Annotated in this window: 13 protein-coding genes; 10 read left to right on the top strand and 3 right to left on the bottom strand. The window is 49.6% G+C overall.

Going from position 1 to position 14,421, the window contains the following annotated elements; translation table 11 throughout:
• Positions 1-4: 4 nt before the first annotated feature.
• Entirely contained in the window at positions 5-250 is a 246-nt protein-coding gene (locus OGY18_RS14250; RefSeq protein WP_057687788.1) for a hypothetical protein, read from the bottom strand.
• 191 nt (positions 251-441) lie between these two features.
• On the opposite strand from OGY18_RS14250, the gene OGY18_RS14245 reads away from it, so the two are divergent.
• From OGY18_RS14245 to OGY18_RS14200, 10 genes are all read left to right on the top strand, one after another.
• Entirely contained in the window at positions 442-651 is a 210-nt protein-coding gene (locus OGY18_RS14245) for a hypothetical protein (RefSeq protein ID WP_071681678.1), read from the top strand.
• 975 nt (positions 652-1,626) lie between these two features.
• Complete coding sequence (gene tdcA / locus OGY18_RS14240; protein ID WP_003828596.1) at positions 1,627-2,565, top strand: transcriptional regulator TdcA; 939 nt, start codon at positions 1,627-1,629, stop codon at positions 2,563-2,565.
• Between the two features lie 98 nt (positions 2,566-2,663).
• On the top strand, positions 2,664-3,653 hold the full coding sequence (gene tdcB, locus OGY18_RS14235) for a bifunctional threonine ammonia-lyase/L-serine ammonia-lyase TdcB (RefSeq protein ID WP_003828594.1): 990 nt from the start codon (positions 2,664-2,666) through the stop codon (positions 3,651-3,653).
• 22 nt (positions 3,654-3,675) lie between these two features.
• Entirely contained in the window at positions 3,676-5,007 is a 1,332-nt protein-coding gene (gene tdcC, locus OGY18_RS14230; protein WP_079938296.1) for a threonine/serine transporter TdcC, read from the top strand.
• A 31-nt stretch (positions 5,008-5,038) separates the two neighbouring features.
• Positions 5,039-6,247 carry a propionate kinase gene (tdcD, locus tag OGY18_RS14225; RefSeq protein WP_100271876.1) on the top strand — a complete coding sequence of 403 codons (1,209 nt, stop codon included), beginning with the start codon at positions 5,039-5,041 and terminating at the stop codon, positions 6,245-6,247.
• Positions 6,248-6,275: 28 nt separating this feature from the next.
• Positions 6,276-8,570, top strand: a complete 2,295-nt coding sequence (pflB, locus tag OGY18_RS14220) for a formate C-acetyltransferase (RefSeq protein WP_043017750.1) — start codon at positions 6,276-6,278, stop codon at positions 8,568-8,570.
• 13 nt (positions 8,571-8,583) lie between these two features.
• Entirely contained in the window at positions 8,584-8,979 is a 396-nt protein-coding gene (locus OGY18_RS14215) for an enamine/imine deaminase (protein ID WP_003828585.1), read from the top strand.
• Between the two features lie 87 nt (positions 8,980-9,066).
• Complete coding sequence (gene tdcG, locus OGY18_RS14210) at positions 9,067-10,431, top strand: L-serine ammonia-lyase (protein WP_003828583.1); 1,365 nt, start codon at positions 9,067-9,069, stop codon at positions 10,429-10,431.
• A 342-nt stretch (positions 10,432-10,773) separates the two neighbouring features.
• Positions 10,774-12,105 (top strand): SLC5/6 family protein, encoded by a 1,332-nt coding sequence (locus tag OGY18_RS14205; RefSeq protein WP_003828582.1) that lies wholly within the window; start codon positions 10,774-10,776, stop codon positions 12,103-12,105.
• Positions 12,106-12,129: 24 nt separating this feature from the next.
• The gene (locus tag OGY18_RS14200; protein ID WP_286548135.1) at positions 12,130-13,440 is read left to right on the top strand and encodes an L-cysteine desulfidase family protein; all 1,311 of its coding nucleotides are present in this window, start codon (positions 12,130-12,132) and stop codon (positions 13,438-13,440) included.
• 54 nt (positions 13,441-13,494) lie between these two features.
• On the opposite strand, the gene OGY18_RS14195 is transcribed toward OGY18_RS14200, so the two are convergent.
• Both OGY18_RS14195 and OGY18_RS14190 read right to left on the bottom strand, forming a co-directional pair.
• A complete protein-coding gene (locus OGY18_RS14195) occupies positions 13,495-13,644 on the bottom strand; it encodes a protein YhaL (protein WP_286553415.1) in 150 nt (49 codons plus the stop codon).
• Between the two features lie 26 nt (positions 13,645-13,670).
• Positions 13,671-14,372 (bottom strand): pirin family protein, encoded by a 702-nt coding sequence (locus OGY18_RS14190; RefSeq protein WP_126317356.1) that lies wholly within the window; start codon positions 14,370-14,372, stop codon positions 13,671-13,673.
• Positions 14,373-14,421: the final 49 nt, after the last annotated feature.

The raw sequence follows: 14,421 nt of genomic DNA, 5'->3' as shown, positions 1-14,421 counted from the left end.
GTCCTTAATCATTAACTTCGACGGTATACCGCCCGCCTTTGTCCTTAATTATGTACTGATATACGTCATCGCAGAACACAGTGACTGAGCCACCAAAAGCAGCAGGGAAGACACCATTCACTTTGTCACATTGATAACCAGCATTACGAATAACAGCCTGGCTTTCTGATTTCAGTTCAGGCGATCCATCACTCGCCAGCACGCAATTGGACATGCTAACCCCCAGAAATACCGCAACAATCTTTTTCATAACAGCCTCATTAGTTGAGTAAAGTTTGTGCACCATAGGCAAACACATGGATGTGCTTAGATTACTTTAATCGATTGATATTATAAAATCGATCGGTAAAATTGATCAATATGGTTACTATAATCGCCTAAGGAGATTGAAGATTGCTAAGTAGTAGTGATTGGTGAAAAACGAACATTGAGGGGTTAAGGATGAAAGGTTCTGTATTGATGTTTTGCAGTTTGTTGTTGCCGTTTAACGCCAGCGCGGGTCGAATAACGATGAGTAACCCAGATCAATCGACGATGGAAAATGGTCGGACTCTCTGTGTTTATAGCAATAGCATTTACACGTTTACCTATATCACGAAGTCGAAACATTGCCCGTACAGCAAAAGCTTCGACACGGCTGATAGCGAGTAAATTTCAGGACTATCGTTGTGATACAAAGTGGGATACAGTCTGTGATACAAGACAACACAAACGCCACAGATGCCTGACGTATGGTTGATTTTTCCTGACTTATCGGTCAGCTTCACTCGTTATAAAATCTCACTTCGGTGAGGTTTTTGCTTTCTGGGCGGTTGCCATGCCTGATGGCGCTGTGCTTATCAGGCCTAGTGGGGGAGAGACTGGTTTTGTAGGCCGGATAAGGTGTTTACACCGCCATCCGGCAGAGGTTTTACAGCGAGCATTGAGATTGGTTTTCGAGGATGCAGGCGCTTATTTCCTTCTTATCTAATTTTTATATCCCTATTATTTATGCACCGAATTTCTTTTATCTGAGGGGAATGTGTCGGTGGATATTTCTAATTTTGTGACGACCAACACAAAACGCTGCGCGATACGTTTTTATCGAGAATAATCGAACGCAATCGATCGCCATCACAAAATTACTTGCTAATAAATCGCACAAAATCAGTGTTAATGTGATGTTACATATGATAATTGTTTGTGTTTTTTAGATTGAATTTTAATAAATGTAATGTTTCTTTACAAACAAATATGGCGAAAAAATGTGATGCATAACGTTATTTAATCGCCATAATCATTAAAATATAATTAAATTTGATAAGTTGTTTATTAAATTTAAGCGCCATCTTGCCTGATAATTGTTCTGTAATTGATTGAAATATAGCCTTTCATGGTTTTAAAAAATAGTGGAAAAAATGGAGGTGTTATAGCCATAAAAAATCGTTATCCCCCCATCTTTTTTTGATTAAAGTCAAGATAAAGCGAGATCGATAATTCATATCTATATGATTATTAAGTGATTTAAATTTTAACGATAGTCTTACAAAATGTAAGTCAAGGGGATTTGTGAGGGGTAGCACATATCCTTGTTCGCTTAATTTGGTACACTTCCTGCCGTCAACAAAGTAATTAACGCAGGTCGATATGAATACTATTACACTCCCTAAAACACAGCACTTAGTGGTCTTTCAGGAAGTCATTAGAAGCGGTTCTATCGGCTCAGCTGCAAAAGAATTAGGTTTAACTCAACCCGCTGTCAGTAAAATCATCAATGATGTTGAGGCTTATTTTGGTATTGAGTTGGTAGTACGTAAAAATACTGGTGTGACATTGACTCAGGCAGGTCAGGTGATGCTCTCATGGTCTGAATCTATTACCCGTGAAATGAAAAACATGGTTGATGAGATGAACAGCATGACGAGCAACGCGGTCGTTGATGTGTCGTTTGGCTTTCCTTCACTGATTGCCTTCACCATCATGTCCGGCATGATTAAAAAATTCAAAGAAGTGTTCCCGAAGGCGCAGGTTTCTATGTATGAAGCTCAGCTCTCCTCCTTCTTACCGGCGATTCGTGACGGACGTCTGGATTTCGCCATCGGTACGCTGAGTGATGAGATGAAACTGCATGATCTGCACGTTGAGCCGCTCTTTGAGTCAGACTTTATCCTGGTTGCCAGCAAGTCCCGAACATGCACCGGCATCACCTCGCTGAGCGCGTTGAAAAACGAACAGTGGGTGTTGCCACAAACGAATATGGGGTACTACAGCGAACTTCTTACCACGTTACAGAATAATGGCATCAGCAGTGAAAACATCGTTAAAACAGACTCTGTCGTTACGATTTATAATCTTGTTCTCAATGCTGATTTCTTAACAGTAATTCCCTGCGATATGACCACACCGTTTGGCTCAAACCAGTTTATTACTATCCCGGTAGAAGAAACTTTACCCGTCGCGCGTTATGCCGCCGTGTGGTCGAAAAATTATCGAATTAAAAAAGCAGCATCTATTTTGGTGGAATTAGCCAAAGAGTATTCATCATATAATTGTCGGAGACGAAGGCAATTAATTGAAATTGATTAAAAATTGAATTTGTTTTAACACGAAATAAACGCCATCTGTCTATATCTGACAATGGTCACGGCTATCTATTTACTTTAATACCCAGGTAAGAGGTTCTAATGCACATTACATACGATCTCCCAGTTGCAATTGAAGATATCCTCGAAGCGAAAAAAAGACTTGCGGGGAAAATTTATAAAACGGGAATGCCTCGCTCTAACTATTTTAGTGAACGTTGCAAAGGGGAAATTTTCCTCAAATTTGAAAACATGCAGCGTACCGGTTCATTTAAAATCCGTGGTGCTTTTAACAAGCTCAGTTCATTAACCGAAGCTGAAAGATGTAAGGGCGTGGTGGCTTGCTCTGCAGGTAACCATGCGCAAGGCGTTTCTCTCTCCTGCGCTATGCTCGGAATCGACGGCAAAGTGGTGATGCCGAAAGGCGCACCGAAGTCTAAAGTAGCGGCAACCTGCGATTATTCTGCAGAAGTTGTACTGCACGGCGACAACTTCAACGACACCATCGCTAAGGTTAGCGAGATTGTGGAAACTGAAGGCCGTATCTTTATTCCACCCTATGATGACCCGAAAGTTATTGCTGGTCAGGGCACTATTGGTCTGGAAATTCTGGAAGATCTGTACGATGTCGATAACGTGATTGTGCCAATTGGCGGTGGCGGACTGATTGCTGGTATTGCGGTGGCAATTAAATCTATTAACCCGACCATTAAAATTATTGGCGTGCAGTCTGAAAACGTTCACGGCATGGCGGCTTCTTTCCACGCTGGAGAAATAACCACGCACCGAACGACCGGCACCCTGGCGGATGGTTGTGACGTTTCCCGCCCGGGTACTTTAACGTATGAAATTGTTCGTGAGTTGGTGGATGACATTGTCCTGGTCAGCGAAGACGAAATTCGCAACAGCATGGTGGCATTAATTCAGCGAAATAAAGTTGTGACTGAAGGTGCCGGCGCGCTGGCATGCGCAGCATTATTAAGCGGGAAATTAGATAGCTATATCCAGAACAGAAAAACAGTCAGCATTATTTCTGGCGGTAATATCGACCTTTCTCGTGTATCTCAAATTACTGGTTTAGTTGACGCTTAATATACTTCGTTGAGGATAGGATATGAGTACTACTGATAGCATTGTATCCAGCCAGACAAAACAGTCGTCCTGGCGCAAATCGGACACCACCTGGACACTGGGTTTATTTGGTACAGCCATCGGCGCTGGGGTGCTGTTCTTCCCTATCCGCGCAGGTTTTGGCGGACTGATCCCCATTCTGATCATGCTGGTGCTAGCATACCCCATCGCCTTCTATTGCCACCGTGCGCTGGCACGCCTGTGTCTTTCCGGTTCTAACCCTTCCGGCAACATCACAGAAACGGTTGAAGAGCATTTTGGTAAAACGGGTGGCGTGGTTATCACGTTCCTCTACTTCTTTGCGATTTGTCCGCTGCTGTGGATTTATGGCGTTACCATTACCAACACCTTTATGACCTTCTGGGAAAACCAGCTGCAGATGCCAGCGTTAAACCGTGGCTTCGTGGCACTCTTCCTGCTGCTGTTGATGGCATTCGTCATCTGGTTTGGTAAAGATCTGATGGTTAAAGTGATGAGCTACCTGGTATGGCCGTTCATTGCCAGCCTGGTGCTTATTTCTCTGTCCCTGATCCCATACTGGAACTCTGCGGTTATCGATCAGGTTGATCTCAGCAATATCGCACTGACCGGCCATGACGGTATCCTGGTTACCGTGTGGCTGGGTATTTCCATCATGGTGTTCTCTTTCAACTTCTCACCGATTGTTTCTTCCTTCGTGGTCTCCAAACGTGAAGAGTATGAGAAAGATTTTGGTCGCGAGTTCACCGAGCAGAAGTGTTCTAAAATCATCTCTCGCGCCAGTATGCTGATGGTTGCCGTGGTTATGTTCTTCGCCTTTAGCTGCCTGTTCACGCTGTCTCCGGCAAACATGGCGGATGCGAAAGCACAGAACATTCCAGTACTGTCTTACCTGGCAAACCACTTCGCTTCACTGTCCGGTACGAAGTCCACCTTCGCGACCGTTCTGGAGTACGGTGCTTCAATCATCGCCCTGGTTGCTATCTTCAAATCTTTCTTCGGCCACTATCTGGGCACGCTGGAAGGTCTGAACGGTCTGGTGCTGAAGTTTGGTTACAAAGGCGATAAAACGAAAGTTTCTGCCGGCAAACTTAATACCATCAGCATGATCTTCATCATGGGCTCCACCTGGGTAGTGGCTTACGCCAACCCGAACATCCTGGACCTGATTGAAGCAATGGGCGCGCCGATTATTGCCTCTCTGCTCTGCCTGCTGCCGATGTATGCCATCCGTAAAACGCCATCACTGGCGAAATACCGTGGCCGTCTGGATAACGTGTTTGTTACCGCGATTGGTCTGCTGACCATCCTGAACATCGTCTACAAACTGTTCTAATCCTTAAGCTCAGGATGAGCGGAGTAGTGAAATGAATGAGTTTCCGGTAGTACTGGTTATTAACTGTGGTTCGTCTTCTATTAAATTCTCAGTGCTGGATGCAGCAAACTGTGAAGTTTTAATGGCGGGGATCGCAGACGGTATTAACTCTGAAAATGCGTTCATAGCAATTAATGGAGGAGAGCCAGCTAAGCTGGCTCACCACAGCTACGAAGATGCATTAAAAGCAATTGCCGTTGAACTAGAGAAACGTAATTTAATGGACAGCGTGGCCTTAATTGGCCACCGCATTGCCCACGGCGGAAATATCTTTACTGAATCAGCAATTATTACTGACGAAGTTATCGATAATATTCGCCGGGTATCACCATTAGCACCGCTACATAATTATGCGAACCTGAGTGGGATCGAATCCGCTCAGCACCTTTTCCCGGGTGTGCAGCAGGTTGCGGTATTTGATACCAGCTTCCACCAGACGATGGCTCCTGAGGCCTATCTGTACGGTTTACCGTGGAAATATTTTGAGGAGTTGGGCGTTCGTCGTTATGGCTTCCACGGCACGTCGCATCGCTATGTTTCTCAGCGAGCGCATGAGCTTCTCGACCTGCAGAGTGATGACTCCGGTCTGGTTGTGGCGCACCTGGGCAACGGCGCGTCAATCTGTGCGGTACGTAATGGACAGAGCGTTGATACCTCAATGGGCATGACGCCGCTGGAAGGGCTGATGATGGGCACACGCAGCGGCGACGTCGATTTCGGCGCCATGGCGTGGATTGCCAGCGAAACCAACCAGACGCTGAGCGACCTTGAGCGCGTAGTGAATAAAGAGTCCGGTTTACTGGGTATTTCCGGTTTGTCCTCTGACTTACGTACGTTAGAAAAAGCCTGGCACGAGGGACATGAGCGTGCGCAGCTGGCGATTAAAACGTTTGTGCATCGTATTGCACGCCATATCGCCGGACATGCCGCATCGCTGCATCGTCTTGATGGGATTATTTTCACCGGCGGAATAGGTGAGAACTCGGTATTAATTCGTCGTCTGGTTATTGAACACCTTGCCGTTTTAGGCGTGAATATCGACAGCGAGATGAATAGCCTGCCAAATTCCCATGGCGAAAGAATTATCTCTAATAAAGATGCTCGTGTTATTTGTGCGGTAATTCCCACAAATGAAGAGAAAATGATTGCACGTGATGCCATTGCCTTAGGCAAAATTAATACACCAGTAGAATTTGCATAATTAATTTTCAGCAGAGAGATTATTTTTCATGAAGGTAAATATCGATACCAGCGATATGCTGTATGCCGAAGCCTGGAATGGCTTTAAAGGTACGGACTGGAAAGAAGAAATTAATGTCCGTGATTTTATTCAGCACAACTATACGCCTTATGAAGGGGATGAATCTTTCCTCGCCGAAGCAACGCCTGCGACCACTGCATTGTGGGAAAAAGTTATGGCGGGCATCCGTATTGAAAACTCGACGCACGCGCCGGTTGATTTCGATACCAATATTGCTACCACGATAACCGCGCATGATGCGGGTTATATTGAACAAGAACTGGAAAAAATCGTCGGTCTGCAAACGGATAAGCCGCTCAAGCGCGCTCTGCATCCTTTTGGCGGCATCAACATGATCAAAAGCTCTTTTGATGCTTATGGTCGTGAGATGGATGCTGATTTTGAATACCAGTTTACTGAACTGCGTAAAACCCATAACCAGGGCGTATTCGACGCCTACTCTCCGGATATGCTGCGCTGCCGTAAATCCGGGGTGCTGACCGGCCTGCCGGATGGTTACGGTCGTGGTCGTATCATCGGTGACTATCGCCGCGTCGCGCTGTACGGTATCCGCTATCTGGTGCGTGAGCGTGAACTGCAGTTTGCCGATCTCCAGTCGAACCTGGAGTGGGGCCAGAATCTTGAAGCCACGATTCGTCTGCGCGAAGAGCTGTCTGAACACCGTCGCGCCCTGCTGCAAATGCAGGAAATGGCGGCGAAATACGGCTGCGATATCTCCCGTCCGGCGCGTAATGCGCAGGAAGCGGTGCAGTGGGTGTACTTTGCTTACCTGGCTGCGGTGAAATCTCAGAACGGTGGCGCTATGTCGCTGGGCCGTACCGCATCGTTCCTCGACATCTACATTGAGCGCGATTTCAAAGCGGGAATTTTAAACGAGCAGCAGGCGCAGGAGCTGATCGACCACTTCATTATGAAGATCCGTATGGTGCGCTTCCTGCGTACGCCGGAATTCGACACCTTGTTCTCAGGCGACCCTATCTGGGCGACCGAAGTTATCGGCGGTATGGGGTTGGATGGCCGCACGCTGGTGACGAAAAACTCGTTCCGCTATCTGCATACGCTGCACACCATGGGCCCGGCACCTGAGCCGAACCTGACGGTGCTTTGGTCTGAGCAGCTACCGATTGCCTTCAAAAAGTACGCCGCCCAGGTGTCTATCATCACTTCGTCTTTGCAGTATGAAAACGACGATCTGATGCGTGCCGACTTTGACAGCGATGACTATGCCATTGCCTGCTGCGTCAGCCCGATGGTTATCGGCAAGCAAATGCAGTTCTTCGGGGCGCGTGCCAACCTCGCCAAAACGTTGCTGTATGCAATCAACGGCGGCGTGGATGAGAAGCTGAAAATCCAGGTCGGGCCGAAAACGGCACCGCTGATGGATGACGTGTTGGACTACGACACCGTGATGGAGAGCCTGGACCACTTTATGGACTGGCTGGCGGTGCAGTACATCAGCGCGCTGAACATCATCCACTATATGCACGACAAGTACAGCTACGAAGCTTCGCTGATGGCGCTGCACGATCGTGATGTCTATCGCACGATGGCCTGTGGTATGGCGGGTCTGTCCGTGGCGGCGGATTCTCTGTCGGCTATCAAATACGCTCGCGTGAAACCGATTCGCGATGAAAATGGTCTGGCGGTTGATTTCGAAATCGAAGGCGACTATCCGCAATACGGTAACAACGACGAGCGCGTAGACAGCATTGCCTGCGACCTGGTCGAACGCTTTATGAAGAAAATTAAGGTGTTGCCAACCTACCGTAACGCGGTGCCGACGCAGTCCATTCTGACCATTACCTCCAACGTGGTGTACGGACAGAAAACCGGTAACACGCCGGATGGACGTCGCGCAGGTACGCCGTTTGCGCCAGGGGCGAACCCGATGCACGGCCGCGATCGCAAAGGTGCGGTAGCGTCGTTAACCTCGGTTGCCAAACTGCCGTTCACCTATGCCAAAGACGGTATCTCGTACACCTTCTCCATTGTGCCGGCAGCGCTGGGCAAAGAGGATGGAGTGCGTAAAACCAACCTGGTCGGTCTGCTGGACGGTTACTTCCACCATGAAGCACATGTGGAAGGTGGTCAGCATCTAAACGTTAACGTTATGAACCGTGAAATGTTGATGGATGCCATTGAGCACCCGGAAAACTATCCGAACCTGACGATCCGCGTGTCTGGCTATGCGGTGCGCTTCAACGCGCTGACCCGCGAACAGCAGCAGGATGTTATTTCACGTACTTTCACCCAGGCGCTTTGACGCTGGAGGGGCTATGAGAAAAGTAATTGCAACCGAATGTGCGCCAGGGGCGATTGGGCCTTACGTACAGGGTGTGGATCTGGGCAGCATGGTGTTGACGTCAGGTCAAATCCCGGTGTGTCCACAGACAGGTGAAGTGGCTGAAAACGTGGCGGATCAGGCACGTCAAAGCCTGGAGAACGTGAAAGCGATCGTCGAGTCTGCAGGTTTGAAAGTGAGCGATATCGTGAAGACGACCGTTTTCGTTTCTGACCTGAACGACTTCGCCACCATTAATCAGGTGTACCAGCAGTTCTTTGATGAGCATAAGGCAATCTACCCCACGCGCAGCTGCGTGCAGGTCGCCCGCTTACCCAAGGATGTGAAGCTGGAGATTGAAGCCATCGCCGTACGTGGCGACACGCTGTAATCCCTTGCGGGGCGATCTCAGGATCGCCCCGATCCTTAATGAGTGTGAAACCTGGTCTTCACTGAACGGCAATCCGAGGGTGTGGATATGATTAGCGCATTCGATATTTTTAAGATTGGCATTGGACCTTCCAGCTCCCATACCGTGGGGCCAATGAACGCAGGTAAAAGCTTTATCGATCTGTTGGTCAGCAGCGGGGAACTTCCCAAAGCTACGCATATTGTGGTCGATCTTTATGGATCGCTTTCCCTGACCGGAAAAGGTCATGCGACAGATGTCGCCATCATGATGGGACTGGCCGGTAACAGTCCGCAAAACGTTAATATAGATTCTATCGCTGGTTTTACTCAGGAAGTGGCCCGTACCGGACGTTTACCGGTTGCAGAGGGCACGCATATTGTCGATTTCTCCCCAGACAAAAATATCCTCTTTCACGCCGAAACGCTGCCGCGCCATGAAAATGGCATGCGTATCACCGCATGGAACGACACCGAGACGCTATTAAGCAAAACCTATTACTCCGTCGGCGGTGGTTTTATCGTTGAAGAGGAGCAATTTGGTCAGGCGCATGATGTTGAAGCACACGTGCCCTACAATTTTCATTCCGCCAGCGAACTGCTGAAATTGTGCGAGCGCAACGGGCTATCCGTTTCCGGCCTGATGATGCAGAACGAACTGGCGATGCGTAGTAAAGAAGAAATCGATGCTGGTTTTGCCGCCATCTGGGACGTCATGCACGCCGGAATCGAGCGCGGCATGAACACAGAAGGCGTCCTGCCGGGTCCATTGAACGTCCCGCGTCGCGCCGTGGCATTACGCCGGTTGCTGGTTTCCAGCGATAATCTGTCCAGCGACCCGATGAACGTTATCGACTGGATCAACATGTTCGCGCTGGCCGTGAGCGAAGAAAACGCTGCCGGATGCCGGGTTGTGACGGCACCGACCAACGGAGCATGTGGGATTATCCCTGCCGTATTGGCCTATTACGACAAGTTCCGCCGTCCGGTAAATGCAAACTCCATTGCTCGTTATTTGCTGGCCGCTGGGGCGATAGGCGCGCTGTATAAGATGAACGCCTCTATTTCTGGTGCTGAAGTCGGCTGCCAGGGTGAAATTGGCGTAGCCTGTTCAATGGCGGCTGCCGGGCTGACCGAGTTGCTCGGCGGTAGCCCGTCGCAGGTTTGTATTGCGGCGGAAATCGCCATGGAGCATAACCTGGGGCTGACCTGCGATCCGGTTGCTGGACAGGTGCAAATACCGTGTATTGAACGCAATGCGATCAACGCGGTAAAAGCCGTCAACGCCGCACGTATGGCGCTACGTCGCACATCTGAGCCACGCGTTTCGCTCGATAAAGTGATCGAGACCATGTATGAAACGGGCAAAGATATGAACGACAAATACCGCGAAACGTCACGCGGTGGCCTGGCGATTAAAGTGGTTTGTACCTGAGATGAAAGGGTGCGTTTGTAGGCCGGATAAGGCGTAAGCGCCGCCATCCGGCAATTAATGATTTAATCAACATAGCAGAATAAAAAAGGTGCACTTTAGTGCACCTTTTTTGTTGTGATCGGCTTCAAAAATAGAAATTACATTCTATATATGCATATAAAAGAGAAATTATTTCTTAACTTTTAGAAATTACAGGGGTTTGTTTGTGAAGTTTTTCTCTGATCCTGCGCGTATGATTTCTTCATTACTCCAATAGCTCACCTGCACCTAAGTACTGCGTATCGCATTGATGCAGTACGAAAAAAATATAAAAACCTCTACCTACAAATTGAGCGGAAAATTATGGAAACGGCAACGAATAGTAGCGTAATACTCGACGCATCTGCTCCGGCACGTCGGGCGGGAATGACCGAAAGCGAATGGCGCGAAGCTATTAAATTCGACAGCACGGATACCGGCTGGGTCATTATGAGTATCGGTATGGCAATTGGCGCGGGGATTGTTTTTCTTCCTGTCCAGGTAGGATTGATGGGGCTGTGGGTGTTCTTGCTCTCCTCTATCATCGGTTACCCAGCCATGTACCTGTTCCAGCGCCTGTTTATCAACACGCTGGCTGAGTCCCCAGAGTGTAAAGACTACCCGAGCGTAATCAGCGGCTATCTGGGTAAGAACTGGGGCATCCTGTTAGGTGCGTTGTATTTTGTGATGCTGGTTATCTGGATGTTCGTCTATTCCACCGCCATCACCAATGACAGCGCCTCTTATCTGCACACGTTTGGTGTGACGGAAGGTTTACTGTCCGACAGCCCGTTCTATGGCCTGGTGCTGATTTGCATCCTGGTGGCCATCTCGTCACGCGGGGAACAAATGCTGTTTAAAATCTCCACCGGCATGGTACTGACCAAGCTGCTGGTCGTGGCGGCGCTTGGCGTGTCGATGGTCGGGATGTGGCATCTGCATAACGCCGGTTCACTGCCGCCGATGGCGCTGCTGATCAAAAATGCGATCATCACTCTGCCGTTTACGCTGACCTCGATTCTGTTTATTCAGACCTTAAGCCCGATGGTTATCTCATACCGTTCTCGCAACAAATCCATTGAAGTAGCGCGCCATAAAGCCCTGCGTGCCATGAACATCGCGTTCGGTATTCTGTTTGTTACCGTCTTTTTCTACGCCGTTTCCTTCACGCTGGCGATGGGCCACGACGAAGCGGTTAAAGCTTATGAGCAGAACATTTCCGCTCTGGCGATTGCCGCGCAATTTATCAATGGTGCGGGTGCTGGCTGGGTGAAAATCGTCAGCGTTATTCTGAACATTTTCGCCGTTATGACCGCTTTCTTCGGTGTCTACTTAGGTTTCCGTGAAGCGACTCAAGGGATCGTGATGAACATTCTGCGCCGCTATATGCCGGCTGAGAAAATCAACGAAACCTTTGTTCAGCGCGGCATTATGATTTTTGCCATCCTGCTGGCCTGGAGCGCAATTGTGCTCAACGCGCCGGTACTGAGCTTCACCTCTATTTGTAGCCCTATCTTCGGCATGGTGGGTTGTCTGATCCCGGCCTGGCTGGTCTACAAAGTTCCTGCACTGCACAAATACAAAGGCGCTTCCCTGTATCTGATTATTTTCACGGGCCTGCTGTTGTGCGTTTCTCCGTTCCTGGCATTTTCCTGAGATATTTGAGCAAAGGTTGTTGTTATGTTTGAGACTACATTGAATCCATTATGGGATAGTTTTATCCGCGCAGTGCAGGAAGAAGTTAAGCCTGCGTTGGGCTGCACAGAACCTATCTCTCTGGCTCTGGCGGCGGCGGTTGCATCCTCTGAGCTGGACGGCGCGGTTGAACGCATTGACGCGTGGGTCTCACCGAACCTGATGAAAAACGGCATGGGCGTTACCGTGCCGGGTACCGGAATGGTCGGGTTACCTGTCGCGGCGGCGCTGGGTGCGCTGGGGGGAAATGCCCGTGCCGGTTTAGAGGTACTGAAAGATGCGTCGCCACAAGCGATCGACGATGCAAAAGCGATGCTGAGCGCTGGCAAGGTTGCGGTGATGCTGCAGGAGCCTTGCGAGGATATCCTCTTTTCCCGCGCTAAGGTTTACAGCGCTGAAGGATGGGCGTGCGTGACGATTGTGGGCGGTCATACCAACATTGTGCACATCGAGACCAATAAGGGCGTAGTGTTCACCACAGAACAGAATGCTCAGGAAGAGGAACAGGAGTCGCCGCTGGCGGTGTTGTCTCACACCTCGCTGGAAGAGATTCTGGCGTTCGTGAACGCGGTACCGTTTGAGTCGATCCGCTTTATCCTCGATGCGGCAAAACTGAACGGTGCGCTGTCTCAGGAAGGACTGCGCGGTAACTGGGGATTGCACATCGGAACCACGCTTGAGAAGCAGTGTGCGCGTGGCCTGCTGGCGAACGATCTCTCCACCTCTATTCTAATCCGCACCAGTGCGGCATCGGATGCGCGAATGGGCGGGGCGACTCTGCCGGCCATGAGCAACTCCGGCTCCGGTAATCAGGGCATTACCGCGACTGTTCCAGTGATGGTGGTGGCCGAGCACTTTGGCGCGGATGAGGAGAAACTGGCACGTGCGCTAATGTTGTCTCATCTGAGCGCTATCTACATCCATCATCAACTTCCGCGTTTGTCTGCACTGTGTGCAGCAACCACGGCGGCGATGGGGGCAGCAGCGGGGATGGCATGGATCGTAGATGGTCGCTACAACACCATCGCGATGGCGATCAGCAGCATGATTGGCGACGTGAGCGGAATGATATGCGATGGCGCTTCAAACAGCTGCGCGATGAAAGTCTCAACCAGTGCTTCCGCGGCGTGGAAAGCGGTGCTGATGGCGCTGGATGATACTGCTGTAACCGGCAACGAAGGGATTGTGGCGCATAACGTGGAACAATCTATCGCTAACCTGTGTGCGCTGGCGTGTCGTTCAATGCAGGAAACCGACAAGCAGATTATTGAGATCATGGCCAGTAAGGCACATTAATCTTTAGGCCGGGTAAGGCGTTGCCGCCACCCGGCATAAGTCTAAGCCGCCTGTTCAGGCGGCTTCTTCGTCTTCCAGCCGTAGTTCGGCATCGGCCACAATCGCTTCCAGCTCTGTCAGCATTTCTTCATAGCCGAAGGTAACTGTTTCCTGTTTTTTCGGCTCAACCTGAGGCTGGCATTTTTTTGATGATTTCTTGCTCAATAGTCGTACTCCATTGTTTTCCCTGACTATACGGGCAAATCTATCAGCAAAGCGCGCAGCGGGGTATCGGCGACTAACGTTATGTTAGTTTCGTCACGAATAAATGCCCCATCGCCACAGGTGAGTGCTTCTTTTTCGGCGCCAGACGTCACCGCATGGAATCTGCCGTGAATCGACTGTAAATAAGCACGTGGCCCATGTAACTGAAAACTCAACGATTCACCTTGCTGCAGCTCAACATGGTGCACCCATACCTGTTGGCGCAGATGCAGGCTGCCTTGTTCTCCGTCCGGCGAGGCCAGCAACTGATGCTTACCAGCACCCAGCGTGGCTTTTTGTACGCAGGCGTTTTCACGCTGCGGGCAGGCGTCCAGCCAGAGCTGCATCCGGGTTAACGGTTTGTCTTTGCTGATATTGTGTTCGCTATAGCTGATTCCCGGCTGTGTCGCGAGCAGTAAAACTTCTCCTGCTTTGGCCTTGATATGGTTGCCTTCGCTGTCTCGGTACTCCGCTTCCCCTTCGAGGATCAGATTGACGATATCCACCTTCGGATAGGTCCGTGGCTGGAAAGAGGCCCCCGGTGCCAGAACTTCCTGGTTCAGAACACGCAGCGAGGCATAACCCAGCAGTTTAGGATCAAAATAGTGTCCAAAGGAGAAGGTATAACGGGCCTGCAGCCAGCCGTAGTCTGCTTGCCCGCATTGTTTGGCTGTACGGGTAGTAATCATAGTTCTTGACCTCTCTTTACTTCCTTTTATGTTAAATGGCTAGACGCTG

The organism is Citrobacter sp. Cpo142, assembly GCF_030332425.1.
Classification (GTDB): domain Bacteria; phylum Pseudomonadota; class Gammaproteobacteria; order Enterobacterales; family Enterobacteriaceae; genus Citrobacter; species Citrobacter portucalensis.
Note: the sequence above shows the minus strand (reverse complement) of the source record. Positions and strands in the feature narration are given on the sequence as shown.